General features: G+C 63.7%; 23 protein-coding genes. 10 read left to right on the plus strand and 13 right to left on the minus strand.

The window, feature by feature from the left end:
- Positions 1–3: 3 nt before the first annotated feature.
- The 4 genes from RTH46_RS17055 to RTH46_RS17070 all read right to left on the minus strand — a co-directional run bounded on the left by RTH46_RS17055 (position 4) and on the right by RTH46_RS17070 (position 4,807).
- Complete coding sequence (locus RTH46_RS17055) at positions 4–618, minus strand: thiol:disulfide interchange protein DsbA/DsbL (RefSeq protein WP_316906178.1); 615 nt, start codon at positions 616–618, stop codon at positions 4–6.
- Between the two features lie 176 nt (positions 619–794).
- Complete coding sequence (gene moaA, locus RTH46_RS17060; RefSeq protein WP_153788885.1) at positions 795–1,793, minus strand: GTP 3',8-cyclase MoaA; 999 nt, start codon at positions 1,791–1,793, stop codon at positions 795–797.
- 154 nt (positions 1,794–1,947) lie between these two features.
- The gene (locus RTH46_RS17065) at positions 1,948–3,234 is read right to left on the minus strand and encodes a Zn-dependent hydrolase (RefSeq protein ID WP_153788884.1); all 1,287 of its coding nucleotides are present in this window, start codon (positions 3,232–3,234) and stop codon (positions 1,948–1,950) included.
- Between the two features lie 82 nt (positions 3,235–3,316).
- The gene (locus RTH46_RS17070; protein ID WP_153788883.1) at positions 3,317–4,807 is read right to left on the minus strand and encodes an NCS1 family nucleobase:cation symporter-1; all 1,491 of its coding nucleotides are present in this window, start codon (positions 4,805–4,807) and stop codon (positions 3,317–3,319) included.
- Positions 4,808–5,411: 604 nt separating this feature from the next.
- Here RTH46_RS17070 and hydA point away from each other — a divergent pair.
- From hydA to preA, 3 genes are all read left to right on the plus strand, one after another.
- The gene (hydA, locus tag RTH46_RS17075; RefSeq protein WP_153788882.1) at positions 5,412–6,851 is read left to right on the plus strand and encodes a dihydropyrimidinase; all 1,440 of its coding nucleotides are present in this window, start codon (positions 5,412–5,414) and stop codon (positions 6,849–6,851) included.
- 200 nt (positions 6,852–7,051) lie between these two features.
- Positions 7,052–8,419 (plus strand): NAD(P)-dependent oxidoreductase, encoded by a 1,368-nt coding sequence (locus tag RTH46_RS17080; RefSeq protein ID WP_153788881.1) that lies wholly within the window; start codon positions 7,052–7,054, stop codon positions 8,417–8,419.
- A complete protein-coding gene (preA, locus tag RTH46_RS17085) occupies positions 8,420–9,694 on the plus strand; it encodes an NAD-dependent dihydropyrimidine dehydrogenase subunit PreA (RefSeq protein WP_153788880.1) in 1,275 nt (424 codons plus the stop codon).
- Between the two features lie 283 nt (positions 9,695–9,977).
- Here preA and RTH46_RS17090 read toward each other — a convergent pair whose 3' ends face one another.
- Both RTH46_RS17090 and RTH46_RS17095 read right to left on the minus strand, forming a co-directional pair.
- On the minus strand, positions 9,978–10,385 hold the full coding sequence (locus tag RTH46_RS17090) for a DUF4440 domain-containing protein (protein WP_316906179.1): 408 nt from the start codon (positions 10,383–10,385) through the stop codon (positions 9,978–9,980).
- Positions 10,378–11,733, minus strand: coding sequence for an MFS transporter (locus tag RTH46_RS17095; protein ID WP_316906180.1), 1,356 nt, complete (start codon positions 11,731–11,733; stop codon positions 10,378–10,380). Before RTH46_RS17095 ends, RTH46_RS17090 begins: the two co-directional genes overlap by 8 nt.
- A 90-nt stretch (positions 11,734–11,823) precedes the next feature.
- Here RTH46_RS17095 and RTH46_RS17100 point away from each other — a divergent pair, with 90 nt between their 5' ends.
- Positions 11,824–12,726 carry a LysR family transcriptional regulator gene (locus RTH46_RS17100; protein WP_153788877.1) on the plus strand — a complete coding sequence of 301 codons (903 nt, stop codon included), beginning with the start codon at positions 11,824–11,826 and terminating at the stop codon, positions 12,724–12,726.
- 6 nt (positions 12,727–12,732) lie between these two features.
- Here the strand turns inward: RTH46_RS17100 and RTH46_RS17105 are convergent, their stop codons facing one another.
- Positions 12,733–13,317: a TetR/AcrR family transcriptional regulator gene (locus tag RTH46_RS17105; protein ID WP_316906181.1), complete on the minus strand. Its 585-nt coding sequence runs from the start codon at positions 13,315–13,317 to the stop codon at positions 12,733–12,735.
- A 109-nt stretch (positions 13,318–13,426) separates the two neighbouring features.
- Here RTH46_RS17105 and RTH46_RS17110 point away from each other — a divergent pair, with 109 nt between their 5' ends.
- Together RTH46_RS17110 and RTH46_RS17115 are read left to right on the plus strand one after the other, a co-directional pair.
- Positions 13,427–14,512, plus strand: a complete 1,086-nt coding sequence (locus RTH46_RS17110) for a sugar phosphate isomerase/epimerase family protein (RefSeq protein ID WP_316906182.1) — start codon at positions 13,427–13,429, stop codon at positions 14,510–14,512.
- Positions 14,509–15,393: an alpha/beta hydrolase gene (locus RTH46_RS17115; RefSeq protein WP_316906183.1), complete on the plus strand. Its 885-nt coding sequence runs from the start codon at positions 14,509–14,511 to the stop codon at positions 15,391–15,393. Before RTH46_RS17110 ends, RTH46_RS17115 begins: the two co-directional genes overlap by 4 nt.
- Before the next feature lie 9 nt (positions 15,394–15,402).
- Here the strand turns inward: RTH46_RS17115 and RTH46_RS17120 are convergent, their stop codons facing one another.
- The gene (locus RTH46_RS17120) at positions 15,403–16,023 is read right to left on the minus strand and encodes a TetR/AcrR family transcriptional regulator (RefSeq protein WP_153788873.1); all 621 of its coding nucleotides are present in this window, start codon (positions 16,021–16,023) and stop codon (positions 15,403–15,405) included.
- Positions 16,024–16,136: 113 nt separating this feature from the next.
- Here RTH46_RS17120 and RTH46_RS17125 point away from each other — a divergent pair, with 113 nt between their 5' ends.
- The gene (locus RTH46_RS17125) at positions 16,137–16,757 is read left to right on the plus strand and encodes a LysE family translocator (protein ID WP_316906184.1); all 621 of its coding nucleotides are present in this window, start codon (positions 16,137–16,139) and stop codon (positions 16,755–16,757) included.
- Positions 16,758–16,915: 158 nt separating this feature from the next.
- Here the strand turns inward: RTH46_RS17125 and RTH46_RS17130 are convergent, their stop codons facing one another.
- The 3 genes from RTH46_RS17130 to RTH46_RS17140 all read right to left on the minus strand — a co-directional run bounded on the left by RTH46_RS17130 (position 16,916) and on the right by RTH46_RS17140 (position 21,732).
- Positions 16,916–17,785 carry an AraC family transcriptional regulator gene (locus RTH46_RS17130; protein ID WP_316906185.1) on the minus strand — a complete coding sequence of 290 codons (870 nt, stop codon included), beginning with the start codon at positions 17,783–17,785 and terminating at the stop codon, positions 16,916–16,918.
- Positions 17,786–17,910: 125 nt separating this feature from the next.
- The gene (locus RTH46_RS17135) at positions 17,911–19,482 is read right to left on the minus strand and encodes a DUF2357 domain-containing protein (RefSeq protein WP_316906186.1); all 1,572 of its coding nucleotides are present in this window, start codon (positions 19,480–19,482) and stop codon (positions 17,911–17,913) included.
- Between the two features lie 3 nt (positions 19,483–19,485).
- Positions 19,486–21,732, minus strand: coding sequence for a hypothetical protein (locus RTH46_RS17140; protein WP_316906187.1), 2,247 nt, complete (start codon positions 21,730–21,732; stop codon positions 19,486–19,488).
- A gap of 297 nt (positions 21,733–22,029) precedes the next feature.
- Between RTH46_RS17140 and RTH46_RS17145 the strand changes: the two genes are divergently transcribed.
- On the plus strand, positions 22,030–23,412 hold the full coding sequence (locus tag RTH46_RS17145) for a DUF3300 domain-containing protein (protein ID WP_316906188.1): 1,383 nt from the start codon (positions 22,030–22,032) through the stop codon (positions 23,410–23,412).
- Complete coding sequence (locus tag RTH46_RS17150; protein WP_316906189.1) at positions 23,409–24,299, plus strand: DUF2950 domain-containing protein; 891 nt, start codon at positions 23,409–23,411, stop codon at positions 24,297–24,299. Before RTH46_RS17145 ends, RTH46_RS17150 begins: the two co-directional genes overlap by 4 nt.
- A 124-nt stretch (positions 24,300–24,423) precedes the next feature.
- On the opposite strand, the gene RTH46_RS17155 is transcribed toward RTH46_RS17150, so the two are convergent.
- The gene (locus tag RTH46_RS17155) at positions 24,424–25,317 is read right to left on the minus strand and encodes an RHS repeat-associated core domain-containing protein (protein WP_316906190.1); all 894 of its coding nucleotides are present in this window, start codon (positions 25,315–25,317) and stop codon (positions 24,424–24,426) included.
- Positions 25,318–25,539: 222 nt separating this feature from the next.
- Between RTH46_RS17155 and RTH46_RS17160 the strand changes: the two genes are divergently transcribed.
- Complete coding sequence (locus RTH46_RS17160) at positions 25,540–26,172, plus strand: glutathione S-transferase (protein WP_316906191.1); 633 nt, start codon at positions 25,540–25,542, stop codon at positions 26,170–26,172.
- An 18-nt stretch (positions 26,173–26,190) separates the two neighbouring features.
- On the opposite strand, the gene RTH46_RS17165 is transcribed toward RTH46_RS17160, so the two are convergent.
- Positions 26,191–26,751: a nucleotidyltransferase family protein gene (locus RTH46_RS17165; protein WP_316906192.1), complete on the minus strand. Its 561-nt coding sequence runs from the start codon at positions 26,749–26,751 to the stop codon at positions 26,191–26,193.
- Positions 26,752–26,764 lie beyond the last annotated feature (13 nt).

A 26,764-nucleotide genomic window follows, 5' to 3' on the forward strand; every position in this document is an offset into this window, starting at 1 on the left:
TCTTTATTTCGAAATGCCCGTCAGGCTTGAAAGCAACCCCAGCAGCGTAGCGTTGGAGTCTGTCATGCTCGGGCTGGTCAGGTACTTCCCGTTCGCCACGAAACTCGGTACTTCCCGGACTTTGTAGCGCATTGCCAGCCGGTCGCCTTCGGCGATCATGCTTCTGACAACAAAGGAGTCCACCATCTGGCCGACCCGTGCTCGGTCCGCTCCAAGGCCTACGAAAAAGTCAATGATCGCCTCGTCGTTATCCAGCTTCACGCCACGGCTTGCCAGGTCAAATAACGCACTGTGCGAGATCGCCTTGAGGTCCAGTGCTTCACTGACATAGAACGCCTTGGCGTAGCCTGCCCATTGCCTGTTTCCGAAAGAAACGGGAACTTGCCTGATCGCCACGTCCTTGCCTGCGTGGGCCGCCCATTGCGCAACCGACGGATCGAGTTTGCGGCAGTGCGCGCAGGCATATGAAAAGAACTCGATGACACTTGGCGACTTGCTCGCGGGTTCTTCCGTGATCAGATAATTTTTCCCGGCTTCAGGGGAAGGAGGCGTGCTCGCCATTGCCAACGGCGCGGATAGAAGTACGGGGGCAACCAATGCCAACAGAACGTTTTTCATGAAATACCTTATTCAGAAGATTTTTTACTGGTGTGGAGCCTGGCCGCCGCACAGTCATGCAGCACCCATGCGGCGACAGACAGGCCTAGCACCATTCCCAGAAGGCTTCCGAGAACAACACAGAAAACAGCAGTTCTAAAAACACCCATGGTCCCTTTGTTCGTGAAGCGGATCGATCATCCGCCGGTTACGTTCATGAAGCGTACGAGTTGCGTTCCGTCCTCGAGCGAGAAGTGGTGGCGATAGGGCTTGAGCTTCATCGCATCGACGATCGACTGCTCCAGTTGCCGGTTATCGCCGGGGTAGCGACGAAGCACCTGCTTCAGACCCACGGCGTGGTCATTGCCCAGGCACAGCAGCAACCGGCCGTCCACTGTGAGCCGAACGCGGTTGCAGGTGGCGCAGAAATTCTGGCTATGGGGCGAGATGAAGCCCAGGCGAATATGCGGCGCTTCTGCCAGTCGCCAGTAGCGTGACGGGCCCTGGGTCGATTCGGCGCAGCTGATAAGGGTATAACGCTCGGCAATTCGCTCGCGTACCTGGGCACTGGAATAGAAGGTTTCGGCACGGCTGTGCTCGCTGATCAGGCCCAGCGGCATTTCCTCGATAAAGGAAATATCCAGCCCGCGATCAATGGCGAAGGCCACCAGATCGTTGATCTCGTGATCGTTGCGGCCCTTGAGCAATACGCAATTGAGCTTGGTGCGCCGGAAACCGGCAGCCTTCGCGGCGTCGATGCCGGCAATGACGGTCTTCAGGTCGCCATTGCGGGTCAGGGCCTTGAAGCGATCGGGGTCCAGGCTGTCGAGGCTGATGTTCAGGCGATTCACGCCTGCGTCGAACAACGGCGCCGCCAGTGCTTCCAGCCGGGTGCCGTTGGTGGTCATGCACAGCTCGCGCAGGCCCGGCAGGGCGGCAAGGCGTTCGCACAGGCCAACGACACCGGGGCGCACCAGCGGCTCGCCACCGGTGATGCGGATTTTCCGTGTGCCGAGTGCGACGAAACGCTCGGCAACGCGATAGAGCTCTTCGAGGGTCAGGATCTGATGGCGCGGCAGGAAAGTCATGTCCTCGGCCATGCAATAGGTGCAGCGTAGATTGCAGCGGTCGGTGACCGACAGCCTGAGGTAGTCGATGCGGCGCGAGAAATTGTCGATCAAGGTTGGCTTGGGCACGACCGCCTCCGGTTGCAGGTCAGGCTCGGATGAGGGGCCTGTTCTTGCCTGGGATGCTAAGCGTGCCGTCGCGGGCGATGAATGAGACGAATCTCATAATCGGCCGAGAAAGCAACATCGTGCGCTGCCGATGCCCGAGCCGAAACCGTACCCCTCAAGCCGCCAACCGCCCCCCCGCAATCGCCTCCGAAGCCGCCAGCATCGCCCGCAACAACACCGCGCACCCCGCCGCCAGATCCCCAGGCGTAGCATTCTCGATCTCGTTATGGCTGATCCCCCCCTCACACGGCACGAAGATCATCCCCGCCGGCCCCAGCTCCGCCAGGAAAATCGCGTCATGCCCGGCGCCACTGACAATATCCATGTGCGCCAACCCCAGCGCCGCCGCCGAATGACGCACGGCATCAACGCAGACAGGGTCGAAATACAGGGCCGGGAAGTCGGCAGTCGGGGTCAGCTCGTAGCTCAGCCCATGCTTCGCCGTGGTCGCCTCGATCACCCCGCGTACCTCGGCGATCATCGCGTCCAGCTGCTCGCCCTCCAGGTGACGGAAGTCCAGGGTCATGCGCACCTCGCCCGGAATCACGTTGCGCGAGCCCGGGTAGGCCTGCAGGCAGCCGACCGTGCCGCAGGCATGGGGCTGGTGGGCGAGGGCAGTGCGGTTGACCGCCTCGACCACCGCGACGGCGCCGACCAGGGCGTCCTTGCGCAGGTGCATCGGCGTCGGGCCGGCATGGGCCTCGACGCCGCGCAAGGTAAGGTCGAACCATTTCTGCCCAAGTGCGCCGAGCACCACGCCGATGGTCTTGGCCTGGTCCTCGAGGATCGGCCCCTGCTCGATATGCGCTTCGAAGTAAGCCCCCACCGGGTGCCCGAGCACTGCGCGCGGGCCGGCATAGCCGATGGCGTTCAGCGCCTCGCCAACGCTGACGCCCTGGGCATCGCGCTTGGCCAGGGTCTCTTCCAGGGTGAACTTACCGGCGAACACCCCCGAGCCCATCATGCACGGGGCGAAGCGTGAGCCTTCCTCGTTGGTCCACACCACCACCTCCAGCGGCGCTTCGGTTTCCACGCCCAGGTCGTTGAGGGTGCGGATTACCTCCAGCCCGGCCATCACCCCGAAGCAGCCGTCGAACTTGCCGCCGGTGGGTTGGGTGTCGATATGGCTGCCGGTCATCACCGGGGGTAGCTTGGAGTTGCGCCCCGGGCGGCGGGCGAAGATGTTGCCGACCCCGTCGACCGTCACCGTGCAGCCGGCGTCTTGGCACCATTGCACGAACAGGTCGCGGGCCTGGCGGTCCAGGTCGGTCAGTGCCAGGCGGCACACACCACCTTTTTGCGTGGCGCCGAGACGGGCGAGGTCCATCAGCGATTGCCACAGGCGTGCGCTGTCGATGTGGTGCTTGCTTGATTGCAGGACGTCCTTGGCGAGGCTAGTCATGGGTGTCTCCTCAGGCTTTTTTGGTCGGGCTGTAGCGGCCCCATCGCGGGGCAAGCCCGCTCCCACGCAGGGAGCGGGGCGTTCATGGCAATGGCTTGGCCAGCCGTGCCTGGCTGCGCAGGGCCACGGCGCCGAGGGCGTAGTACAAGCCGCCGCCGAGCAACGAACCGGTGAACCAGCCGTAGTCGTAGAACCAGCTGAAACTGCTGTTGCCGATGGCCATCACGGTCAGCGCCACCGGCACGCCGAAGGCGACGAAACCGGCCCAGTTCCACGCCGGGTACACGTCGTCGCGGTACAGCCCGGCCAGGTCCAGCTGTTGGCGCCGCACCAGGAAGTAATCCACCACCATGATCCCGGCGATCGGCCCGAGCAGGCTGGAGTAGCCCAGCAGCCAGTTGGAATACACGCTTTCAAGGCTCAGGTCGGAGACGATCCAGCCGAGCTTCTTGAGCAGCTCGTGGCCCATCAGCGCCAGGCCGATGAAACCGGTCAGCCACACCGCGCGGTTGCGCCCGATCAGGCGTGGGGCGATGTTCTGGAAGTCGTTGGTGGGCGAGACTATATTGGCCGCCGTGTTGGTCGACAGCGTGGCGATGATGATCAGCGCCATGGCCAGCGCCACCCAGCCCGGGCTCTGGATATGGCCGATCAGGCTGACCGGGTCGGACACCGTCTGGCCCACCAGCGAGGCCGAGGCCGCGGTCATGATCACCCCCAGGGAGGCGAACAGGAACATGGTCAGCGGCAGGCCGAAGATCTGCCCGAGGATCTGGTCCTTCTGGCTTTTCGCGTAGCGGCTGAAGTCGGGGATGTTCAGCGACAGGGTGGCCCAGAAGCCGACCATGGCGGTGAGCCCGGCGCAAAAATAGCCGACCACGCTGGCGCCTTCGGGGCGCTTGGGCGGTTGTGCCAGCAACTCGGTCATGGACATGTGCGGCATGGCCCAGAACAGCAGGCCGATACCCACCGCCACCAGCAGCGGCGCCGACAGGGTTTCCAGCCACTTGATCGACTCGGCGCCACGCAGCACCACCCACAGGTTGAGCGCCCAGAACAGCATGAAGCCGATCACTTCGCCGGTGCCGCCCAGCGCCTTCCACTCGGGGGACAGCGAGCCAAGGAACAGGTGGATGGCCAGCCCGCCGAACATCGTCTGGATACCGAACCAGCCACAGGCCACCACTGCGCGGATCAGGCAGGGCACGTTGGAGCCGAAGATGCCGAACGACGAGCGCAGCAGCACCGGGAAGGGGATGCCGTACTTGGTGCCGGGGAAGGCGTTGAGGGTCAGCGGGATCAGCACGATCAGGTTGGCCAGCAGGATCGCCAGCAGCGCCTCGCCCACGCTCAGGCCGAAGTAGGCGGTGAGCACGCCGCCGAGGGTGTAGGTGGGCACGCAGATGGACATGCCGACCCACAGCGCGGTGATGTGCCACTTGTTCCAGGTGCGTTGGTGCACTTTGGTGGGGGCGATGTCGTGGTTGTAACGGGGGCTGTCGAGCACGTCGCTGCCGGCGTCGAGCTCGAACAGGCCATGCTGCTCGACCACTTGTGATCTGCTTGGTTGCATGGGGCCTTCTCCAGGGAGTTCTTCTTGTTGTTTGCTCATCGGGCTAATGCGATGGCCGGAGTACACACACCACCAGTACTGCACCTGCGATCCGGCCATGGCGGTTGTGGCCGGGGTTACAACAACCGTGCCGGGTTGGCCTTGGCCGTTCCCGGTGATTGTTGCTGACCGCAGGTAACTTACTGACTTGCAAAAGCATTCCTGATTGCGCCTGGAACGTGCGAATGACTGCAACGTCGATACCGGCCAATACACCGTGATTCAAAGCGGTGCGGCCCGGTATTTGCGCTGCGCTGCCTGCGCCTGCCCAGCCGTTTTTAAACAGCTGAATTTGCGTAGAAAATCTTGACCAAATTTGCATCCTGTCAAGTGCGTCAAAATGGTGAAGGGCTGTTCCGTTTTGGTGATTTGTGCAATTAATTTATATAAATCAACAAGATAAAATTTTTAGTATTTGCATATATTTTTTCTTGATGAATGTCAGAACCGCAACTAGCCTCGATTCTTGTCAGGCCTGACAGGATTGATCGAAACCCGCAGGCACTGGCCCATGAAAATTCCAAGAACCGGCCACAAAGACCGGTCAGCCTGCGAGGAAGACGGCATGTCCCTGTTGATCCGTGGCGCCACCGTGGTTACCCATGAAGAAAGCTACCGCGCTGATGTGTTGTGTGCCGACGGCGTGATCCGCGCCATCGGTGAAAACCTCGAAGCGCCCACCGATTGCCAGGTGCTCGACGGCAGCGGCCAGTACCTGATGCCCGGCGGCATCGACCCGCACACCCACATGCAATTGCCGTTCATGGGCACCGTGGCCAGCGAGGACTTTTTCAGCGGCACCGCCGCGGGCCTGGCCGGCGGCACCACCTCGATCATCGATTTCGTCATCCCCAACCCGCAGCAGTCGCTGCTCGAAGCCTTCCACACCTGGCGTGGCTGGGCGCAGAAAAGTGCGTCCGACTATGGCTTCCACGTCGCCATCACCTGGTGGAGCGAGCAAGTCGCCGAAGAGATGGGCGAGCTGGTGGCCCAACATGGGGTCAACAGCTTCAAGCACTTCATGGCCTACAAGAACGCGATCATGGCCGCCGACGATACCCTGGTGGCCAGCTTCGAGCGCTGTCTGCAACTGGGGGCGGTGCCCACCGTGCATGCCGAAAACGGCGAGTTGGTCTATCACCTGCAACGCAAGCTGTTGGCACAAGGGCTGAGCGGGCCCGAGGCGCACCCACTGTCGCGACCCTCGCAGGTTGAAGGGGAGGCTGCCAGCCGCGCCATCCGCATTGCCGAAACCCTCGGCACGCCGCTGTACCTGGTGCACGTGTCCAGCCGCGAGGCGCTGGATGAGATCACCTATGCCCGGGCCAAGGGCCAGCCGGTGTACGGCGAGGTGCTGCCCGGCCACCTGCTGCTGGACGACAGCGTGTACCGCGACCCGGACTGGGCCACCGCCGCCGGCTACGTGATGAGCCCGCCGTTCCGCCCGCGCGAGCACCAGGACGCACTGTGGGGGGGCCTGCAGTCGGGCAACCTGCACACCACCGCCACCGACCACTGCTGCTTCTGCGCCGAGCAGAAAGCCATGGGCCGCGACGACTTCAGCCGTATCCCCAATGGCACCGCAGGCATCGAGGACCGCATGGCGGTGCTGTGGGATGCCGGGGTGAACAGCGGGCGCCTGTCGATGCACGAGTTCGTCGCGCTGACCTCCACCAACACCGCGAAGATCTTCAACCTGTTCCCGCGCAAGGGCGCCATCCGCGTCGGCGCCGACGCCGACCTGGTGCTGTGGGACCCGCAGGGCACGCGCACCATCAGCGCCCAGACCCACCATCAGCGCGTTGATTTCAACATCTTCGAAGGCCGCACCGTGCGCGGCGTCCCCAGCCACACCATCAGCCAGGGCAACGTGCTGTGGGCCGACGGCGACCTGCGTGCCGAGCCTGGGGCAGGGCGCTATGTGGAACGGCCGGCGTACCCGTCGGTGTTCGAGGTGCTGGAGCGGCGTGCCGAGCGGCACAAACCGACGCCAGTTCAGCGCTGATCCCGTGGGAGCGGGCTTGCCCCGCGAAGCGAGCATCGCAGTGTGTGGCACCGGCTTGGCCGGTGATCGCGGGGCAAGCCCGCTCCCACGCTGGTCTATGAAAATCCGCTCCCACGTCAGCCCCTGTTGACTGCCATCCCCAAAACGGACGCGGCACCTGACCACCGCCGCCTCCAATAAAAACGAGAGAGGCTACAACCGTGATCGACGCCCTGAACCACTTGCCGCGCCCTCGGGCCGGCGCCGACCAGCTGGCCGAGGCCTTCAGCGACCTTGCGCCCCCGCTCACCGCCCGCCAGGCCGCCGTCGAAAGCGCACGCTGCCTGTACTGCTACGACGCGCCGTGCGTCAACGCCTGCCCCAGCGAAATCGACATCCCCTCGTTCATCCACCGCATCAGTGACGAGAACCTGCAAGGCGCTGCCGAGCGCATCCTCTCGGCCAACATCCTCGGCGGCAGTTGCGCCCGGGTGTGCCCCACCGAGATCCTCTGCCAGCAGGCCTGTGTGCGCAACAACGCCCAGGAATGTGCGCCGGTGCTGATCGGCCAACTGCAGCGCTATGCCCTGGACAATGCGCACTTCAGCGCTCACCCGTTCCAGCGCGCACCGGCCACCGGCAAGCGCATCGCCGTGGTGGGTGGCGGCCCGGCCGGGCTGTCCTGCGCCCATCGCCTGGCCATGCACGGCCACGACGTGGTGATATTCGAAGCGCGGGACAAAGCCGGCGGCCTCAACGAATACGGCATCGCCCGCTACAAGCTGGTGGACGACTACGCCCAGCGTGAAGTGGAGTTTCTGCTGGGCATCGGTGGCATCGAGATCCGCCATGGCCAACGGCTGGGCAGCAACCTGTCGTTGACCGAGCTGCACGGCCAGTACCATGCCGTGTTCCTCGGCCTGGGGCTGGATGCCGTGCGTCAGCTGGGCCTGGCGGATGAAGACGCCCCCGGCCTGCTGGCCGCCACCGAATACATCCGCGAACTGCGCCAGGCCGACGACCTCAGCCAGCTGCCGCTGGCCGACCGCTGCCTGGTGATCGGCGCTGGCAACACCGCCATCGACATGGCGGTGCAGATGAGCCGCCTGGGCGCGCGCGACGTCAACCTGGTGTACCGCCGAGGCGAGGCCGACATGAGCGCCACCGACCACGAACAGGAAATCGCCAAACACAACCAGGTGCGCCTGCACACCTGGGCACGGCCGGATGCCGTGTTGCTCGATGACTCAGGCCGAGTGCGCGGCATGCGCTTCGTGCGTACCCAGCTGGTCGATGGCCGCCTCGCCGACACCGGCGAGACCTTCGAACTGGCCGCCGATGCGATCTTCAAGGCCATCGGCCAAGGTTTCGACGACGCCAGCCTCAGCGACCCGCTGGCCGCGCAACTGGCCCGCGACGGCGAGCGCATCCGCGTCGATGAGCACATGCAGACCAGCCTGCCGGGCATCTATGCCGGCGGCGACTGCACCGCCCTGGGCCAGGACCTCACCGTCCAGGCCGTGCAGCACGGCAAGCTGGCCGCCGAAGCCATCCATGCCCAACTCATGCTCAACGTGGAGGCTGCATAAATGGCCGACTTGTCCATCGTGTTCGCCGGCATCAAGGCGCCCAACCCCTTCTGGCTGGCCTCGGCGCCACCCACCGACAAGGCCTACAACGTGGTCCGCGCCTTCGAGGCGGGCTGGGGCGGGGTGGTGTGGAAAACCTTGGGTGAGGACCCGGCAGCGGTCAACGTGTCGTCGCGCTACTCGGCGCACTATGGCGCCAACCGCGTGGTGCAGGGCATCAACAACATCGAGCTGATCACCGACCGTTCGCTGGAGATCAACCTGCGTGAAATCACCCAGGTGAAGAAGGACTGGCCCGACCGGGCGCTGGTGGTGTCGCTGATGGTGCCGTGCGTCGAGGAGTCCTGGAAATTCATCCTGCCGCTGGTGGAGGCCACCGGCGCCGACGGCATCGAACTCAATTTCGGCTGCCCCCACGGCATGCCCGAACGCGGCATGGGCGCTGCGGTCGGCCAGGTGCCCGAGTACGTCGAGCAGGTTACCCGTTGGTGCAAGATCCATTGCTCGCTGCCGGTGATCGTCAAGCTCACCCCCAACATCACCGACATTCGCCAGGCAGCGCGGGCGGCCCATCGCGGCGGGGCGGACGCGGTGTCGCTGATCAACACCATCAACTCGATCACCAGCGTCGACCTCGACCGCATGGTGGCCCACCCGATCGTGGGCGATCAGAGTACTCACGGTGGCTATTGCGGTTCGGCGGTCAAACCCATCGCCCTGAACATGGTCGCCGAGATCGCCCGCGACCCCGAGACGCGGGGCCTGCCGATCTGCGGTATCGGCGGCATCGGCAACTGGCGCGATGCCGCCGAGTTCATGGCCCTGGGCAGTGGCGCGGTGCAGGTGTGCACGGCGGCGATGCTGCATGGTTTTCGCATCGTCGAGGACATGCAGGACGGCCTGGCACGCTGGATGGACCAGCATGGCCACCGCAACCTGGACGCTTTCCGTGGCCAGGCGGTGGGGCATACCACCGACTGGAAGTACCTGGACATCAACTACAAGTCGGTGGCACATATCGACCAGGCTGCCTGCATCGGCTGCGGGCGCTGCCATATCGCCTGCGAAGACACCTCGCACCAGGCCATCGCCAGCACGCTCAAGGCTGACGGCACCCATGCCTACAGCGTGATCGAGGAAGAGTGCGTGGGCTGCAACCTGTGCCAGATCACTTGCCCGGTGGAAAACTGCATCGACATGCAGGCACAGGACACCGGCAAGCCGTACATGAACTGGACCCAGGATCCGCGCAATCCCTATCGTGAGGTGGGTTGAACAGGGGCTCTCACATGTCTGACGCCATGCACCAAGGCGGGCAATGATGACCTTGAAGGAGTAACTGGCCCGAAACAAACTGTGGGAGCTGGCAAGTCGCAGCGGCGAACCGCAGCTCCCACATCTGTTTCGGGCCAATTACTCCTGTTGTTTCATCGCTGTCCGCCTTGTTGGTGCGACGCGGTATTGAGGTGGGCACCACTGGCGCCTCACCTGACTTGAGGCATGCACCAAGGCGGGCAGCGGTAACCTCACAGGCATAATTAGCCATGCCTGGTGGGCCTCAGCTCGCACCCACCACCGTCTCCTGCAAACACCTCCACACCACCCCGAGCTCACTGCATACGAGTATCGCCAGCGCCCAGCGGGCCTGCGTCACGCCCTGCAGACGCTGGACCTCCTTGTAGCGCACCGCCATGTTCATTCCTGCTAGCCACACGACCTGCACCTCGTCGATTTCGATCTCAAGCCCCGGCCGCGTCCCGGCGATGCGCCTGAACAACTGCTCGACCTGCTGGCGATGGAACAGCGTCCCCGCGATGCCGACCATGCTGAAATCCTCGGCGAACACCGCCATCAACCCGCCCAGTGCCGCTTGGGTTTCGGCGGCGGGGCGGCTGAAGACCATCTGGATCAGCTCATGTACGTGATGGATGCTGTGCTCGGCACGGGCAATCGCGGTGTCAGGCATGGTGGGGGTTCTCCTGGGGTAATGTGTGCAGCCGCGCAAGCGGCGTCAGCCCGAGCAGCGCCGCCAGGGCGAAGCTCAGGTGGTAGGCGAGGGTGCTGCCCAATTGATCGAGCAGCAGGTTGAAGACCATCAACAGCAGCGCCGCGCCAAGGCTGAAGGCCATCTGCCGATTGAGGTTCCACAGCACGCTGGCCTGCTGGGTCTGCTGGCCGGTGAAATCGAGCAATGCCGTGGTCTGCGCGGTGTTGGCACCGATGCCGCCACCGATGCCCATCAAGGCGTAGGCGAGGATCAGCAGGTGGCCGTCCCGTGCGCTGTCGACCAGCACCAGCATGGCGATGCCCAGGCTGTGCAGCAGCATCCCCAGCAGGAACAGGCGCCTTGCCCCGGCGCGGTTGTAGGCCCGGCCCACCATCAGCATGGCGGCGAAGGCGCCGGCGGCGTACACCAGCATGAACAGCCCGGTGGCCTGGGCGCTCAGCGCGAGGGTGTCTTGCAGATAGAAAATGTTCAGCAGATTGACCCCGGTGAAGATCCCGGGGATGGCCTGGTAGATCCACATGGAAACCTTCAGCCGGGCACTGTCGAGCAAATCCAGTTCGAGGATGGCGCTGTTCGTGCGGCGGTAATGCCGGCGATACAGCAAGGCACACAGCGCGCCCAGGGCCAGGCACGGCAAAGCCCAGGCCAGGCCATGGCCGGCGCCGTACAGCGACATCCCCAGCAACAGGGCGGCGAGGGCGGCGCTGATCAGCAGCAGGCCGAGGAAGTCTGGCCGTGCCTGCGCCGTGCCGGGTACGTCGCGGATCCACAGCCAGGCCAGCCCGGCCGCCAACAGCGCCAGCGGAATATTGGCGTGAAACACCCAGGGCCAGCTGCCACGGTCAACCATCAGCCCGCCCAGGCTCGGCGACAGCGCAGGCGCAATCAGTGCCACGGCCATCACCAGGGTAGATACCCGGGCGCGCTCCGGCCCCTGGAACAGGTTGAAGGTCAGCGCCTGGCCTACCGGGATCAGCAGCCCGCCAGCCATGCCCTGGAGCAAGCGCCCGGCGATCAGCCCGGCAAAGCCGTCGGCCTGCCCGCAGCCCCACGCCGCCACGGCGAACCCGAGCATGCTGGCGCTCAGCAGCTGCCTGGCGCCCCATTGCGCCGCCAGCCAGGTACTGACCGGCATCACCAGGGCCAGCCCGAGGATGTAGGCGTTGCCCACCCAGGCGCTGTTGGCGTTGTCGATGGCGAAGGTGGCTGCGATCCGTGGCATTGCCACGGCCGGCATGAAGATGTTGATGCAGTCGATGAAGAAGCCCAACAGGAAAACAGTCGCCACGCGGTATCGATAGGTCATTGCCACTCCTTTGCAGCGCGCAGCCTAAGCGGCTTGGACTGACCCGGTCGATGCCGTTACCCTTGAAACTCTGTTTGATGGAAATGAACAATGCTGCGCACGGCCCTCCACACCCAGCTCAACCGGGTGCAGACGTTCTTGGCGGTGGTCGATTTCGGCTCGTTCACCAAGGCTGCGGACTTTCTCGGGATCAGCAAGGCGATGGCCAGCCAGCACGTCAAGGCACTGGAACAGGCGCTGGCGGTGACCTTGCTGGTACGCACCACCCGCGCCATTGCGCCGACTGAAACCGGCCAGGCGTTCTACGACGACTTCAAGGTGATCGTCGGTGATGTCGAGAGCGCCTTCGACAGCGTCATGCAGCGGCACAACGGGGTGGCCGGCACACTGCGCATCAGCACCACCGGCGAGTATGGCGAGCGCTTCATCCTGCCGTTGATCCCGCTGTTCGCCGAGCGCTACCCAGGGCTGTCGATCAGCTACGACATCGACTCGTCATTGAGTGACCTGATTGCGCAACGGCTCGATCTGGTGGTGCGCCTCGGCACCTTGGTGGATTCGAACCTGCGCAGCCGCAAGCTGGCCGATTACGACATCCTGCTGGTGGCAGCACCTGCGTTCATCGCCCGGCATGGCATCGAGCAGCCGGCGGATCTGGCCAACCTGCCTTGGATCGCCAACAGCAACCTGCACAACCCGACCAGCTGGACCTTGCAGGCCGGGGAGGGCGACAGCCTGAGCATCACCGGCACTGCCGCCTTCCAGTCCAACGCCAGCCATGCCATTCGCGCCATGGCCCGCGCATCGTTGGGGGTGGCCGTGCTGCCGGCGTGGTTGGTGGAGCAGGACCTGGCCAGTGGTGATCTGCAGCGGGTGTTGCCGCAGTACAGCCTGCCTGCGCAGCCGATCAGCGTGGTGTACCCCAACGGCAGTTACCTGCCGCACAAGACCCGGGTGTTCATCGACTTCCTCTGTGAGCATCTGGGCCGCTGAGCAAGGCTATCGCGGCAGCAATGCCAAGGCGCAGTGGCAGGCACCGCGCAGGGCCGCCTCGGGTACGCCATCGCGTGCCTGCACCGAGATGCCATGCAGAAAGGTGGCGTAGAAATGCCCCAGGGCCTGCACATCAGTGTCGGGCGGCAACTGGCCCTGCTCGCGGGCACGGTCTAGCCGGGCAATGATCGATTCGCTGCGCTGGCGTCGGTGATCCGCCAACCACTGCTGCACCGCGACGTTGTCCGGGCCAACGCCGCTGGCCGCGCTGACCACCAGGCAGCCTTTGGGCTCGTCGGCACGGGTATAGGTAGTGATGGCGTCCTCGAGCATCTGCTCCAGCGCCTGGTGGATATCCGCCAGGGCCAGGGCGCGGTCGGCAAAACCGCCTTCGGCCGATTCGTACAGTGCCACGGCCTCTTCGAACAGTTGCTGCTTGCTGCCGAAGGCCGCGTAGATCCGCGCCGAGGCGATGCCCAGCCCGGCGACCAGCGCCGCCATCGAGGTGCCTTCGTAACCGTGTTCCCAGAACAACCGCAGCGCCTTGCGCAGTGCCTGTTGCTTGTCGAATTCCCGAGGTCGTCCTGCCATTGCCTGTCTGTCCGAATGCGTCAAACGGGCATTCTAGCCAATTCGCGGTTGACGGACAGCGTCGATGGCGCCTATTGTTTGCTGATCGACAAACAATAGGAAGGAATCCATGAAGACGCTCAAAGGCCCAAGCCTGCACCTGGCGCAGTTCAGCAGCGACAAGCCACCGTTCGATTCGCTGGACAGCATCGCCGGTTGGGCCGCGCAGCTGGGTTTCAAGGCCCTCCAGGTGCCGGCCTGGGATGCGCGCCTGTTCGATGTGGCCCTGGCCGCGCAGAGCACGGGGTACTGCGACGAGATCAAGGGGCAGCTGGCAGAACACGGCCTGCAGATCAGCGAACTGACCACCCATATGTTCGGCCAGTTGGTGGCGGTACACCCGGCCTATGACCCCCTGTGCGACGCGTTCGCGCCTGCTTCGCTGGCCGGGCGCCCGGAGGCCCGCACGGACTGGGCCATCGAACGCATGAAGCTGGCAGCCCGCGCCAGCCGTAATCTGGGCCTGGCCGACATGGGGACGTTTTCCGGTGCCTTGGCCTGGCCTTATCTGTTCCCCTTCCCGCAGCGCCCGAAGGGCCTGGTGGAGGCTGCCTTCGAAGAGCTGGCGCGGCGCTGGCGGCCGATTCTCGATGTGTGCGACGAGCAGGGCGTGAACCTGTGCTTCGAGATCCACCCGGCCGAGGACCTGCACGACGGCACCAGCTTCGAGCGCTTCTTTGGGCTGGTGGGCGAGCACGAGCGCTGCCGTATCCTGTTTGACCCCAGCCATTTCGTGCTCCAGCAGCTCGACTACCTGGCGTATCTGGACCTGTACCACCCATTCATCCGCATGTTTCACGTCAAGGATGCCGAGTTCAATCCGAGCGGTCGGCAAGGTGTCTATGGCGGCTACAGCGACTGGGCCGAGCGCGCCGGGCGCTTCCGCTCGCTGGGCGATGGGCAGGTCGACTTCAAGGCGATCTTTTCCAAGCTGGCGCAGTACGACTTCGATGGCTGGGCCACCCTTGAGTGGGAGTGCTGCCTCAAGGACCAGGAGGTCGGGGCCCGGGAGGGCGTCGAGTTCATCGACCGGCACATCATCCAGGTCACCGGGCAGGTCTTCGACGACTTTGCCGGAGCACCGGTCGACCCTGGGCAGATCCAGCGCATGCTGGGGATCGCCGCGGCCGGCAACGTAGCGGTAGCACGGGCATGAACGCAGTCAACGCAACCCGGGACGACGCGTTCGCCCATGTCTATGTGCAGGTGGAGGGGCTGCGCATCCATTGCGCCGTGGCGGGGGAGGGCGAGCCCGTGCTGCTGGTGCCCGGCTGGCCACAGACCTGGTATGCCTGGCGCCATGTGCTCCCTGCGCTGGCCGCGCGAGGCTTCAAGGCCATTGCCGTCGACCCGCCCGGTCTGGGTGACTCGGACCGGCCCGAGCAGGGCTACGACACCGGCAACGTCGCTCGCCTGTTGCATGCGCTCATGGCGCAGCTGGGGCATGAGCGCTATCACCTGGTCGGCCACGATGTGGGCATGTGGGTGGCCTACGCCCTGGCCAGCGATCAGCCGCAAGCGGTGCGCTCGCTGGCGGTGGCCGAAGCGGTGATACCAGGCCTGGCTGCGGCGCCGCCGATCTTCGTCGAGCCGCAGGACAACATTTTCCTCTGGCATTTCCTGTTCAACCAGGTCCGCGACCTGCCGGAGTTCCTGATTGCCGGGCGTGAGGAGGGTTACTTGAACTTCATGTTCGATCGCTGGGCCATCCAGCGCCATGCCGTGGCGTCCGATGTCTATATTCGCGCCTATTCGTCACCGGGTGGGATGCGCGGTGGGTTTGCCTACTATCGGGCGATTCCCGAAACCATCCGGCAGAACCGCGAGCGTGCTGCCCGCCCGTTGCGCATGCCGGTGCTGGCGATCGGTGCCGAGCACGCCACCGGCGATGCGCCGTTGCAGACCCTGCAGGGGCATGCGCAGACGGTGCGTGGCGTGATCCTGCCAGGGTGCGGGCATTTCGTGATGGAAGAGGCGCCGGCCTTGTTCAACGAACACCTGCTGGCATTCCTGCAAGGCCCGGCGGCCAGTGGCTGAGCGCCGTGCTCAGGGCTCCAGCCCGATACCGCGCAGGATGACGCTGGTCACGGTCTGTACTGCGCTTTCGAAGGCCGGGTCGGTCAGCGGGACACCGTCGTTGAGCAAGGTCACCTGATACCCGAAGTCGGCATAGTGCTGGGTCGCCGCCCAGATCATGTACAGCAGCGCCGACGGCTCTACCGGCAGGATCCGTCGGTCTTCCACCCACCCACGGATCTTGGCTTCCTTGAGCTGCGCCCAGGGCACCAGGGTGTCGTCCAGGGTCGGGCCGAGCACCGGCGCGCCGTGCAGGATCTCTTCGGCCCAGATCTTCGAGCCCAGCGGCCGTGAGCGCGAATGGCCCATCTTGGCGCGGATGTAGCTGGTCAGCACCACGCGTGGGTCGTCGAAACGCTCGAAACACAGCGCGTCCTGCTTCCACACATCCAGCAGGTCCTGCAGTACCGCGCGGTACAGCTCGTCCTTGGTGCTGAAGTAGTAGTGCAGATTGGAGCGCGGCAGCTGCGCCTGCTCGGCGATGTCGCCCATCGAAGTGGCGCCGTAGCCTTTGGCGGCGAACACCTGCTCGGCGGCCTGGAGGATCTTGTCGATGTTGCGCCGACGGATCTCGATCTTGTGGTTGGCCATGGGCTGTCCGTGGTGACCTGAACAGGGCAAGGCTAACAGCTTTGCAAGGCGTGTGGTGAAGGCGTCGCGGCCATCTGCTAACGTGCTCGCATTGCCCCGCCGAGTCTTGCGCCATGCCCTTCGCCGACAACCTGATCGCCTTCACCCTGGCCGCCACCTTGCTGACCCTGACGCCCGGCCTGGACACCGCGCTGATCCTGCGTACCGCCGCCGTGGAAAGCCGCCAGCAGTCACTGCGCGCCGCGCTGGGCATCAATGCCGGCTGTCTGCTGTGGGGCGCGGCGGTGGCCTTCGGCCTGGGCGCGCTGATTGCGGTATCGGAGCTGGCCTACAACCTGCTCAAGTACTGCGGCGCCGCCTACCTGGCCTGGCTGGGGGTGAACATGCTGCTGCGCCCGCGCCAGTCGATGGCACCGGCTGGCGAGCAGGCGCCGGCCACCGGCAACTGGTTCGTCAAGGGCATGCTGGGCAACCTGCTCAACCCCAAGGTCGGCATCTTCTATGTGTCCTTCCTGCCCCAGTTCATTCCCCAGGGCCAGCCATTGGTGGCCTGGACTTTCGGCCTGGTCGGTATCCATGTGCTGCTGGGGCTGCTCTGGGCGACCGGCCTGATCGCCGCCACCCGGCCGCTGGCCGAGGTGCTGCGCCGCGAACGGGTGATCCGCTGGATGGACCGCTGCACCGGCCTGGTGTTCGTACTGTTCGCGGCACGGCTGGCGTTGAGCCGACGCTAGTGTCCTGTCTCGGAAATACGTTCTCTTTTGGCGAGTGGCTTGGGTGTTCGGCCAAGGCGCCGCGACGAGTCATAGCAGGGCTATGGCGAGGAGTGGCAACGCCGGCCGGGCGCCCAAGACGCCGCCAAAAGTGAACAGCTTATTTCCGAGACAGGACACTAGACCAACGGCAGGTAGATGTCTGTCTGCCACTGCGCCTGCGGCGTCTGCGGGTACACGCTCAGGTAGTGGAAGAACAGCGGGTGGTCGCGCAGCTCTTCGCCGCTGGTCGGCAGCCAGTCGCGGTAGAGCGGGTAGATGGTCTCGCCGATGTGGTCCGGTGAGCCCACATGCCGTACCACGGCGCAACGCCCGCCGGGAATGACCAGCGTTCGCACACCGAATGGATTGGCGGCCACTTCGGCTTCGACCTCGCCGCAGATGGCGAAGCGGAAGTCCTCTGGTGCGGTAGTGTCGGGATTGTTGAAGGGAATGCCGAAGGTGCGCCGGGTGGCCACCGGCGACTCATTGCTTTGGGTGCGCCATTGGATGAAGCGGTCCACATTGGCCGGCAGTTGCGCGGGTGGGCCAAGGTGTTCCAGGGCGGCCACGCGGGTTTGCGTGAAATCGACGATACGGACTTGCATGCTGATGCTCCTGGCAAAGTGGGGAATGCGAAATGCCGTGTTCCAGGCGCGCCAGTCCGGCGCCCGGCGAAAGGCGCTCGGCGACAGTGCGAAGTCACGCCGGAAGGCACGGGCGAATGCCTCGGGGCTGTCGAAACCGGCATCCAGCGCCACCTGCAGCACCGCCAGCGCCGGGTCGGCGGCCAGCGCATGGCCGGCACGGCGCAGACGCATCAGTTGCACGTAGCGCGCCACCGGTACACCGACATAGGCGCTGAACTGGCGATGAAAGTGATGCACCGAGAAGTTCGCCACCTGGCTTAGGCGCTCCAGCGACAGGTCGCCGTCGAGGTTGCCCTCGATATGCGCGAGCACGGCGGCGAAGCGTTGATCGTAGGGGCAGTTGGGCGAGGGGCGAGACATCGGTGCGGGCTCCTGGGGTCACGGGCAGGCACAGGATGCGGCAGGTGGGCCGGGGCACGCCTAGCCGGGTTTGCTCAGGTGGCGCCGTTACGCGCCGCAAGTATGAGTGAGCGGTCAGTGTGGAGCTACGCTTCTGCCGATGACGACGGGCCCGGACTTTCAGGTGGCCGCAATAGCCAGTGTTCGATTCTCTTCTGCAGGACATCAATGCCTGCACCCTGCGGATGCATTTGCGCCATCGCACCGACACGGTGGCGGGCAATGAAGTCGTCCTGCCCCAGGCTGTGGTTGGCAAGTGGCCCAGGGAGCATCAGCAGACAGCAGTCCGGAGGAGCACCGGCAATGCGCAGGCTGTCATGGTAGAGGTGTGCGGACTCCATGGCCTCCAGCTCGCAATGCTCGCCGCTACGCCACTTCGCGTCCAGGATCAGTGAGCGCACGGTCTGTCCCATGCGCTCGACGATCAGAATATCGGGAATTCGTTTCCGGCTGATACTGAAACCCTCGTACCCATGGCTCGGTTGAGCTTTGGGGAACACCCCTTGATAGAGCAGTTCAAGACTGTGGCCGGAGGCCAGCTCGGCACGCCAGCAGAAATCTGCCTCCACCGTGATCGGGGCAGCGGGCTTGAGTTTGTTTCCGGTACAGCGCTGGAGGGTGTGCAGTACCTGGACGAAGCACCACATCTCATAGATGCCCCAGGAGTGGTTCGCATGCAGTTGGTCCGATAGCTGATGGCCTTCGACGCCAAGCGCCAACGCTTGTGTTCCAAGGCGGTGGGCCTTGCCATATAGCGGCTGGGCCGCGATCTGGGCAACGCCGCACGCGCTGCTGGCCCCCGATGTAACGGCAGGGAACGGATGCTGACGCAGTACTTGGGACACACGGGCGTCGAGAGCATCGAGAAGCGCGAGTCGACGCTGAGCGCGTTGCTCCTGTTGCTTCCTGGTGCCTTGGAGTGCATTTGCCCTCACTTTGACGCAAAGAGCGCTGATGGCGGTCCTGAGCCTTTTGAGCAGGGCAAGCAATGCGCGATTGGCCTGCGTGTCGACGCTCGCACCAGACGTCCAGGCTGTGACCGGCATGTTGGTGTGTTTGGCGGCGAGCGCAGGATTTCGCAGGAGTGTCGAGAGTTTGGGGTCTCGCAGAGCCACAGGGTGCAGACGACGGACTTGCGAGAGCGGCAGCTTGCCACGTTTGGCCTGCAGCTTGGCATGCGGGATGCGGGCGACCTGTTCGACGGCTTCCAGGAAGGCATGGCCATGCTGACGCAAGCGGGCCAGCAGCACCAGGTCCGCAAACTGCCCCGGTTGGCCATCGCTGCCGAACGCCAAGGTAGCCGCACTGATACCGCCCAGTTGGCGAGGGTAGAGTGCCCGCACCTGCGCGATCATTTCTTCGAATGGCAGGTTGTCGGCCTTGGATGTCGCCGAACCAACCTGCAGGAAATATTCATCGACCGACCCCGTCGGTCGCAGGACTTCCACGCGCACGCGCCCGGCGTAAAGCTCGGGTGTCCAGCGGAACCAGCCGCGTGCCGACAATAGCTCCTCGTCATCCACATACAGAAGGCAACCGTCCTGGTCTGGTTTGAGCTCATACCGGGCGTCTTCCTCGAGCCCGCCCAGTACTTGGCCAATCTGTGCGACGACCTGCGTCTGCGCTGCATTTCTCACGCGCCTGCGAATGGTCAGCATGATTCAGCGCCAGAAGCGTGCGGAGCCGGTTTCCACGAGGTCTTCGTGCAAGGCACGGACCTTTGCTCCACAGCGCGTGAGGCCATGATCGAGCAGCACGTCATGAACCCGTGCAAGCGCTTTCTCGAACCGGGGCGAATGCTCGCCACGCAGCTTGGGCAGCACCCTGGCGTAGATGACGTCATCCAGTGCACCGAGGTCGGCATCGCTGACGTTGCGGAACGTCAGGTAGTTCAGTACATCGTTGATCGTGCGCCAGCCAAAATGCAGCCGTACCGGTTCCAGCGCCTCAACCAGCTGGCTCAGCAATGTGCGGGTCCGTTGGCGCACGCTTTCGGGCAGCGAGGCGGTTGACCAGCCAGGGAAACGTTCGACATCGATGTCCCAGAACTCCAGGGTGTATGCCCGGTCGAGTACCTTGTCCGACAGCCCGTGGGTGGTTTCATCCATGTTCAAGGTTCCGATGATGGCCAGGTTTGCGGGATAGCGAACCTGCATCGGAATCTGGTCGACGGTATCACCGAGCTGATGGAGCTCGATTAGACCCTGGGTCTCCATCGCCGAGAGAATCGGCGCCATGTACTGCTCTGGATGGGACAGGTTCATCTCGTCGAGGATGGCCACGAAGGGGATATCCGGGTTGTCTGCGGCCTGCAACAGCAGTTCCAGGAAGGGGGTGCTCAGGTAGGTGGATTCCTGAATCGGGCTCACGTAGCCCAGCAATGGGCTGGGGTCGTACCAGCCTGGCTGAACCGGGATCATCCGTATCCTGTGCGTCTCGTGTGGTTCAACCTGACAGAGTGCCTGGGCGTACTTGAGCGCCAATTGCGTCTTGCCAGATCCGGATATGCCCGAAAGCACAGCGAAGTGCCGCACGGGGTGGCTCCACAAGCCTGCATGAAGTTCGCTGACCAACTTTTCGTCCAGCGCGAGCTGGTCGCCGAAAAGCTGGTCGAGACGATCTTTCATGTGCGCCGCAGTAGGTAGCTCTGCCCGGTCACGCAACGATTCTGGCGTATCGCCGTCTTCCTGCGTTTCCCCCGCCAGGTTTTCCGGTGTCCAGTCGATCATGCTTGCCCAGCGCTGGCCGCGCTCGGTCAACTGCAGAAGCTTGCCAGCGGTCGGGGCAATCAGCCCCAGCGAAATGAACCAACCGATGATCGACGAGGGTGTGAAACTTGTGGTCCAGCCAGGATTCACCGATTGCAGCAAGTCGATCAGTTGCACCTTGCGTTTTGGGCCGGCTGCCAAGGCTTTGAGCAGATGGTCGGTACCCAGCACGCGGGTCAACAAGTGGTCGGCAAACTCGTCCGGGTCCTGGCTCTCCCGCAGGTTCCTGCCGCGTGCCGTCAGTTGGTAGCTGTCGCCGTCGCGCTTGCACAGGTCGAACTCTCGGGAGATCACATTGATCATGGTCCCGATGCTGTTGTCGGCCAAGTTGGGATTGTGCTGCCTGAGCAGATCGGCGAACTCCTCCCGGGTCACGCCCTCATCGAGCTCCGGTAGCAGGGCCAGCAGGGTCTGCAGGCCGCCGGCGAGGGACGTCAGCCCTTTGCGTCGCACAAGAGCGGGCAGGGGGGTAAGCCCGTCGTCGTTGGCGGGTTGCGCAACGTTGCCCTCGGTGGTGGTGCTCGTATCCAGGCGTTCATACAGCAGCCAAGGCACGCATACCTGCGTCACCAGCGATGCCTGGTTCGTGCAGGCGTTCAAGGCTCGATCGGTCTTGGCGCGAATGGCCCTGTGCATTTGCACGGGATGGTCGTGGCGGTTGCCGCCGAGCTTGAGGTGCAGTGTCTTGAGCCGCCCAAGGTCGGACAGCGTGGTGAAGTGCTCAGGATGCAGCGCGCAAAGTACGCGGTTGAGCTTCAACCAGGGCATACGGTCGCACAGCTTGCGCAGCCTGCTCACCAAGTCTTCATAAAGCTTGATCAACTGAGATTCCACTTGCACGGGATCATCGGGCAAGCTTTCAGCCGCAGCGGCGGCGAACCACAGGACGAATGACTTATCCTGCAACGCCGGTTCGATTCGTACATGGCCGTTGCCAGTACTGGTCACTGGGTTGTCATTCCACAGCTTGTGCAGGAATTTCGCATCGAGCAGATCAACAGGGTCTCGCTTGCGGACCTGGGCGAGGAACCCCTCGAGTTCCTTCATCCAGCCGTCAGTACCTTTGTGCAGAATCGAGCTGGCGAGGATGGACTCGATATGGCCCTGCAATTCCTTTTCTGTCACAACCCTTATGCTCACGGATCCCTCTGCTGTGCTTGTCGTTCTACGAGCGCAGCATGCTAATGCGTCTGGTGTCATATGGCTATGCGCTACTACCGTGGAATCAAGAAGTGGACGTAGCGACGAACAGGTGCGCGCAAGGCGAGGGTCACGGATAGCCCGCCAGGCCAAATAGCACGCCTTTTAACATCGCATCCCTCTGCTACCCTTGCCACTCAGCACCGAAGCTGAAAGCAGTCGCTGGCGGTTCAAGCGTTCACCTCCCGGGCTTCGACTTACCCATTTCGAGCGGTATGACCCACCTGGGAGGTGTGAATGCGCACTCGATTATCCTGCGTCCTGGCCGTGATGCTGGCGTTGCATGGTGCCCCTTCGTTCGCCGAGACGGCGGCCCCTGGCCCGGCGGTGCCCGAGCCCGCCGCCGCCAAGCAGGCGGTGTTCACCCAGGAGCAGCTGGACCAGATGCTGGCCCCCATTGCCCTTTACCCCGACCCGTTGTTGGCGCAGGTGCTGATGGCCAGCACCTACCCAGGCGAGGTGGCCGAAGCGGTCACCTGGTCGAAAGCCCACCCGGACGCCAAGGGCGATGACGCGGTCAAGCAGGTGGCCAGCCAGCCCTGGGACCCCAGCGTGCAGGCGCTGGTGGCCTTCCCCCAGGTGCTTGCCACGCTGGGCCAGGACCCGGTCTGGGTGCAGCGCCTGGGCGATGCCTTCCTGGCCCAGCCGGACGACCTGATGAACGGCGTACAGCGCCTGCGCCAGCAGGCCAAGGCCGCCGGCAACCTGCAGAGCAACCAGTACCAGAACGTCACCGTGCAGGCCGCGCCGGCCAGCACGCCTGCGGCCAGCCAGAGCGCCCCGGCCAGCAACCAGACCATCATCATCCAGCCCGCCGACCCGCAGATGGTCTACGTGCCTAGCTACAACCCGACGACCACCTACGGCACCTGGGCCTACCCAGCCTCGCCGCCGGCCTACTATCCACCGCCGCCGGCCTACTACCCGGGCCAGGCGCTGGTTGCCGGGCTGGCGTTCGGCACCGGGGTGGCGATCGTGGCGTCGTTGTGGGGCGACTGCGACTGGAATCACCATGACGTCGATATCGACGTCAATCGCTACAACAGCCTCAACGTCAACAACCAGATCAACACCATCAACAATAAGTGGCAGCACAACCCGGTGCACCGTGACGGCGTGCCTTACCGCGATGCCCGCAACCGTGAGCAATACGGCCGCCAGCTGGATGGCGCGCGCGACCGTGCCGCCTACCGCGGCGACGATGCGCAGCGTGCCAGGGAACGGCAGAACGCGCTGAATTCGCTGGACCGCCACGGCATCGAGCGGCCCGCCACCAGCAATGTGCAGGCCCGCGACCGGGTGCGCGAAGCCCAGGCCCAGCGCAATGACAGCCGTCTGGCCGAGCGGCGCCAGGATGCGCCCAGGACCAGTCCGGTTGCCCAGCAGCGTCAAGGGCAAGGCCAGGCCCGCCAGCAATTGGCGCAACGCCAGGGCGCTGGTGCTGCCCGCAACAATGCCTTCGACGGTGTACGTTCACCGTCGCGCAGCACCCAGCAGGCTGACCGAGGGCGTACCAGCCAGGCCTTCGCCCAGCGTGGCGGCGGCCAGCGGGCAGCAGGGCAACAGGTATCCCGCCCCAGCGGCGGGGGCGGGCGTTTTCATGGAGGGGGCCGCCGATGAACATGCCCAGCACAAGGTTGTTATGGCTCGCGGCCTGCCTGGCCTGGCCAGGCCTTACGGCAGCGCAGGAACACTTCGCCACCCCGGAGCAGGCCGTCGAAGCCTTCGTCAGTGCACTGGGCACCCAGCCACCGGACGAAGCGCGCTTCGGCCAATTGCTCGGCGAGGACTGGCGCACCTACATACCCCGTGGCGGTGTGCAGCACCGGGATGTCGACACGTTCCTTGCGCAATACGCTAAAGCGCACCGTATAGAACGAACCGACGAGCACCGCGCGCTGCTGGCAGTGGGTGACGCCCACTGGACCTTGCCCATCCCCTTGGTGCAAAGCGCCAACGGCTGGCATTTCGACCTCAAGGCCGGCAGTGCCGAGATCCGCGCCCGGCGAATCGGGCGCAACGAACTGGCGGTGCTGCAGTCGATGCTGGCCTACCACGACGCGCAGATGGAGTACGCAAGCCTGGACCGCAACGGCAACGGCGCACTGGAGTACGCCCGGCGCATCTTCAGCACCCCGGGCCAGCACGATGGCCTGTATTGGGCCGATGACGGCGATGGCCAGATCAGCCCGTTGGGTCCGTTGTTCGGCCAGGAGCAGGCGGGTGAGGACTGGTACGGCTATCACTTTCGCATCCTCGAAGCCCAGGGCCCCTCGGCGCCGGGCGGCGCCTACGACTACCTGATCGGCGATCGCATGAGCCGTGGCTTCGCCCTGGTCGCCTGGCCGGCCCGTTACGACGACAGCGGGGTGATGAGTTTCATGATCAGCCACGACGGCGAGGTGTTCGAAAAGGACCTGGGGCCGGAAGGCGAGCAAGTGGCCAAGGCGATGAAACGCTTTGATCCGGACAGTAGTTGGAAGCCGGTGGAGGTTGGTGCCGACTAGGCGAGCCATCCAAGGTGTCAACAACGTGTCGAGGTGGTGCGGCTGGCCGTTTCGGATTACATGCGTGAGGTTTGGATTGACCGGGCAGGGCGGTGCTCTGCCCGGTCATGAGGGTGTGATTTTACTATGGAAGGCTGCTGTTATCGGGATTGCGGATTGACAAGTTCGATTCAGCAGGCGACGAAGGGGACTGATCTTCGGCAGCTTTTTCGAGAAACTCAATAAGGGATTGTATGTGTTGCATATAATGTGAGTGCCCATGAGTGTCTATCGCTCCCGCTGGTGGGAAACCGCGGGCCTTTGCGAGGATGACAGTCCCCGCGTTGGTAATGTCTATCAAGGCATTTCGATCTTCGGTGTCTGGATATTTTAAAAGTTCTGACACTGTTTTTTTATGCGCGTTGATTTCGCGGGCTATCATCTGGACGTCGGAGTCGAGGTGGTCGTCAGGATTATAAAGCTTTGTGACTAATGAGTTTCTTTGTTTGTTTATTGATCCGGTGGTTTTTTTTATTTGTTTGTTGTGTTCCAGTGTCACCCGATTTACAGGGGTAGAAGGGTTGATGCTGATGGTTTTGACTTTCCCATGCCCGCTCGGGTCGATGAAGTTGATCGAGTCACCGGCACAGTATGCATAACTATTGATGCCGCCTCGTTTGAATGGGCTCTGGCTGTCAGGTGATTGGAATCTCATGAGTGTCGGGTTGTAGCTTCGATAACCGCGACCTAGTAGATAGTAATCACCAATTTTTTGTATGAGTTCACCGTTAAATCCCAATATTGGCTGCGTTGTTGAATACACATTTCGCCGTCCATAAGGAGTGTAAGCTAGCGCGTGGCCTGGGATTGTACTTAGGATGGTGCCTTGTCGCTCAATTCCCAGTAGCAGTGTTTGGGTTGTGGTACGTTCTGCCAAAGGACTTCCATTGAATCCGAAGAGAGAGTACTTCTCATTTATGGAGATAACGTGATGGAGATTCTGGGCTTGATAGAATAATTTATTTTCTTGTTGCGCCATGATATTGACTCCTCCAACTGTTTTTGATGTTACGTTGAGGGGTATCGATTCAAGGTGCAACTAGTAGAATTGTCAGTTCCTTACCGCCATTGACCCCGAATGGCTGTGCGTGGTCTGCTGGGCTTCTTTGCACGTGAACCCGCTCCTGCAGGCTGTGTGGGATGCCTGTGGCGGGTTTACCCGCGAATGGCCCTCCGATCCTTCAAAGGAAGCTGAAGATCCATGTCCGACTACAAGCTCCACTGCTTCGCCGAGTCCGGCAACGCCTACAAGGTCGCCTTGATGCTCGAGCTCACCGGCCAGCCCTGGCAGGCGGTGTTCGTCGACTTCTTCAACGGCCAGACCCGCGGCCAGGCCTGGCGCGACCAGGTCAACGAACAGGGCGAAGTCCCGGTGCTGGAGCATGCCGGTGAAACGCTCACCCAGTCGGCGCTGATCCTCGAATACCTGGCCGAACGCACCGGTCAGTTCGGCCCGCGGGATGAGGCCGAGCGGCGCGAGATCTGGCGCTGGATGCTGTTCGACAACCACAAGTTCACTTCTTACTACGCGTCGCTGCGGTTCATCTTCTGCCTGAAAAAATCCGCTGAGACCGATGTCACGCGCTTTCTGCGCGAGCGGGCCACGGCGGCGTACCGCATCGTCGATGCGCACCTGGCGCAGACGCCGTTCATGGTCGGTGGCCGGCTGACCATCGCAGACCTGTCGCTGGCGGGGTATGTATTCATGCCCGAGGACACCGGGATCGACCTGAAGCAGTTCGCGCATATCGAGGCGTGGAAGGCGCGGATCATGGCGATGCCGGGGTGGAAGCACCCGTATGAACTGATGCCGCGGGCGGCGGCTGGCGACTAGCCGCACTCGGCCCCTGGTTCAGCCCACCACGCGTAGCCACGGCCAGCGCGCCCGGTAGCTCTCGGCCTTGGCGCGGAACAATTCAGGCTGGTGGTTGAGCGGATTGCTGCGCAGCAGGTCATGCTGCAGGTCGTCGAGACCATGGGTGCTGTACAGCTCGCCATTGGCGATGCCCAGGCCCAGGCAGGTCGAGCTGACCAGGTAGCGGTCGATGCCGTCGGTGACCTTGGTCAGGCGCGGATAGGGCACGCCGAACCGCTCGGGGTACCACAGGTGCACCCGGGCCTGGTTGCGCGCTTCCAGGGTGACGCCGAGGTCGGCGCCCAGCGCCTGGACGGCCTGGATCACCCGGTCCTCTGCCTCCCAGGAGAGGTCCTGGTCGAAGTAGATGATGTCGTAGTCCTTCACGCCCCAGCCCGGCTCGCGGCCTGCGCGGTGGTTCCACAGGGCCTGGAACAGGCAGCCGGCGGTGAGCATCGCTTCGGGCAGCTCGAGTGCTGGCAGGCGCTCGAGCAGAATACGGTTGATCGGGTTTTCCAGCGCCAGCGCGATCACGCGCTCGGGGGTGAGTGGTGGCATCGTCCAGTCCTTG

Source organism: Pseudomonas sp. zfem004, assembly GCF_032621715.1.
Classification (GTDB): domain Bacteria; phylum Pseudomonadota; class Gammaproteobacteria; order Pseudomonadales; family Pseudomonadaceae; genus Aquipseudomonas; species Aquipseudomonas sichuanensis.